The organism is Desulfosporosinus shakirovi (genome assembly GCF_020595055.1).
Classification (GTDB): Bacteria; Bacillota; Desulfitobacteriia; order Desulfitobacteriales; family Desulfitobacteriaceae; genus Desulfosporosinus; species Desulfosporosinus shakirovi.
Map to the genome: position 1 here is coordinate 1 of NZ_JAJDOO010000078.1, position 3,298 is coordinate 3,298.

The following is a 3,298-nucleotide window of genomic DNA, read 5'->3' on the forward strand; positions in this document are numbered from 1 at the left end:
GGTTAAGAAAATCCAATCATTCATCTTTCTATCAGGATGATAGATATTGCAATATCCTTGAAACAGTTTTATAACTTCTTTGGAAATCGGTGTCACTCTGTACTTTCGCCCTTTTCCAACTATATGTAATTCAGCACCAGCGCCTGTAATGACAAAGTCCTTTATTTTTAAAGCCAGAATTTCCTGGTTTCTACATCCACTGTCATAGAGTAATGCCAGATAAAATTTATCACGTATACCGGATTTCTTCTTAATATCCGGTTGCTCCAATACAAGTTTCATCTCCTCAACCGATAGATAATCCAATTCATCTTTCTTCGGATCCGCTTCCTTTGCAATCTGCTGGATCAAACAGTATTCCGCATATGCTATCATGTCAGACGACATCAGGTATTTGCAGAATTGTCGTATATGCACCAGACGCTGGTTGCGTGTTGCAGTACCATTGCCTCTTTTTTCTTTTAACCATGCTAAAAATGCAATGATATTTATCTGGTTAAAGTCTTTCTTTTCAACATCAGAGAGACCTTTCGTTTGAGATGTTTGAAGGAATAGAAGGTATAGGTTAATCGTTGCTTTATATGCTGAAACCGTATTAACACTCTTAGAGCGTATGATCGGCAGATAATTCACTAGAAACTCCCGAATTTTTTGAAAGAGGTCCGGATTCTTAATTGTCTTCATCCTTTTCAACCTCCCCGTAAATGGAATCTAACTTTTTCCAGTCAATGCCGGCGGTTGAACGCAGTCGCTCCGGAAGCAGGTGGATATAATACAGTGTATGCGTAAAGTGCTTATGGCCCATGTAGGTAGAAAGATATGGCAGAAGGGCCATCACATCCTTCCCTTCATCCACCCAGTGCATCAGGGTACGGGTAGCGAAGTTATGGCGAAGGTCATAAGGTCTTGGATTGCATCTTTTTAATAGTCCGCTGTTTCTCCAACAGATACGGAACTGATTTGTCATCCAGTATGTCGGTAAGGGTTTACCATCCCATTTGGGAAAGAACCAGTCACGTGCTCCGATAAGTGAATCATACTTCCTACATAAATGCAGGAGATCGTTCGACATCGTGATATGCCTGTCTTTTTTCCGTTTTGATTCACGGACGAAAATATCGCCTGAAGCGAGATCCACATCCTCTCTTTTTAGATGCAAAGGTTCGCTCGGACGCATACCACAGCAGAACATCATCCGAAACAGCACCGGAACTATCAGTTCTTTATTCGGAGCCTCAAAATTTGCTGGAACAGAATCAATGGCATGGAATAATGTCTGCAGTTCCTCATCCGTAAAAATATAGGGTTTATATCTTTCGACCTTAATGCTGTATTCCTCATCAGGTATGTAGTCATGTCTTCCAATGGCATTCTGGAATCTTGAAAAAACCCTTAAATCCCCAATGGCGTGGGATTTTGTCGCATTGGTTCTGAAAGACCGCTGTAAGAGCCATTTATCTACCATCTCCTTTGAAATAGTTTCAGCAAGAGAATGGTGTTCAGAACAATACTCAAGAAAAGGCTTCAGATAATAACTGCTATTATCAGTCTCATAACCTAGTGCCTTCCGAGCCTGGATGAACCTGGGCAGGTCTACCGACAATAGTTCCTTCATGCTCATGCGTAAGCACCTCCTTCCAAAGGTACCTCGCGAAAGTCCATAGCCGGAAGCTTTATAATCGTTGTTTTCAGTTGCTCCAAGGTAATAGTCGATCGGTTTTTAAGCGACGGGACGTAAGAATCCGAATAAAAACCAGATACAATCGGAATTTTTTCAAATCCTATCGTACATTGAGAGGTCTGTTGCCTGTTATAGCTTAGATATGGGTAATCTGAGTTTATGCAGGTGTGCCCCAGCATTTGTGAGATAGTTGGCAGAGGTACTTCTGCTGCGGATAATTCTGTTGCAAAAGCACGCCGTAAGCTGTGAAACGATCTGTAAGGTTTTTTCTTGATATCTGCATGTTTGCAGTATTTTTCGATTACACCATCTAAAGCATTTGCACCATTTAAAGGCCTATATGGTGACAGAGCTCTTAAGAAAACTTCTTTTGAAGTACTTTTCGGCCTTGCTTTCAGAATGTAATCGGCAACAGCATTCATCACGGAAGCATGAAATGGTAATGATAGAGGGCGTTTTGTTTTACTCTGAACAATGTGTATCTCACCTGACTTCCAGTCAATATCCTCCAAACACAGTCTTGTAATATCGATTGCCCTTAGTCCTGTATTGAATGCCAGCATTAGAATCGCCGTATCCCTTTTACCTATAGCGGAAGTGTTATCAATAACCGATAAAACCTTTTTAATTTCTTCCTCTGTGTAGGGAGAAATCAGCCTTTGTGGAGGGTACTTCAAACGAAGTTTTGAAAAATCAGTCTTAATGCATAGTTTCCGTTCTATTTTTAAAAAATTTGAAATGAGCTTAATAGCAATAATAATGTAATCCATACTCCCCTTGTTGGTCTCTGATACTGCGTTGAGAAACTCAAACAAAGTACTATCCGATATTTCATCTGTAGTAACCCCCGCCTGTTCAATGAAACAAAAGAAATGACGCATACAGCAGTGAAGTCTATACTTAAAACCAATTTCATATGTAGTTTTCGCCAGTATCTTTTCAATTATTTCGAGATTTTCAGCAAAAGGCTTGTATTTTTTGTGTTGTTTCGGAAGTGAAAAATCTGCATGACCAGTTTCTGCAAATGTAGTCAAAAGCCGAACGCACCTCTTAATACAATTAAAGTGGCGTTGTTTAAACTGCCCAGCCTCAAAACCTTGCCTAGATAATTTCTGATATTCTACCAGAAGAGATTTAGAGTATAATCCGCCATTCCTTTCTTCAAAAAATTTGATTATCGGCTTACAAAACCCCCGATAGTACTGATTCACAGTGCTTTCTTGGGTACCGTATTCCTGCATCTGTCGAATCATTCCATCAACTACGTTTACAATTGTCCATGACATAGCAATTCCTCCTTATGATTTGATAAATCAATCATAACAAGAAATGCCGATTTTTAAGCTGCTAAACCGCAGCTCAATATTCTAAATTCATAAAAAATCGGAATAACTTTTTTATCGGAATAATCACTCACGTGAAATCCGCGGAATCCTTCGAGAAATTTCTTGGCGTGGTCACCCGAACGGGTTCGAGTGTATTCATAAAGTATGACGGGCGGCCCTTCGCAACTACCACTTCGATGGATCCAGATATATGATTTGCTTGAAGCTTTCTTCCCAGGCTCATGGTTGACCTGCCAGGTAGTCTCATCACTCATGATGATGCCGCATTTCA

The 3,298-nt window shown here is 40.2% G+C and carries 3 protein-coding genes and 1 pseudogene; all 4 read right to left on the reverse strand.

Features of this window, described 5'->3' with window-relative positions; genetic code table 11:
• On the reverse strand, nt 1-684 hold a 684-nt coding region (locus LJE72_RS25785), incomplete at its 3' end, for a tyrosine-type recombinase/integrase (protein WP_229250996.1).
• A complete protein-coding gene (locus LJE72_RS25790) occupies nt 671-1,621 on the reverse strand; it encodes a tyrosine-type recombinase/integrase (protein WP_229250997.1) in 951 nt (316 codons plus the stop codon). The genes LJE72_RS25785 and LJE72_RS25790, both read right to left, overlap by 14 nt.
• Nucleotides 1,618-2,967: a site-specific integrase gene (locus tag LJE72_RS25795; RefSeq protein ID WP_229250998.1), complete on the reverse strand. Its 1,350-nt coding sequence runs from the start codon at nt 2,965-2,967 to the stop codon at nt 1,618-1,620. Before LJE72_RS25795 ends, LJE72_RS25790 begins: the two co-directional genes overlap by 4 nt.
• 122 nt (nt 2,968-3,089) lie before the next feature.
• Nucleotides 3,090-3,298 (reverse strand): annotated as a pseudogene (locus tag LJE72_RS25800) (IS66 family transposase); the annotation flags it as partial.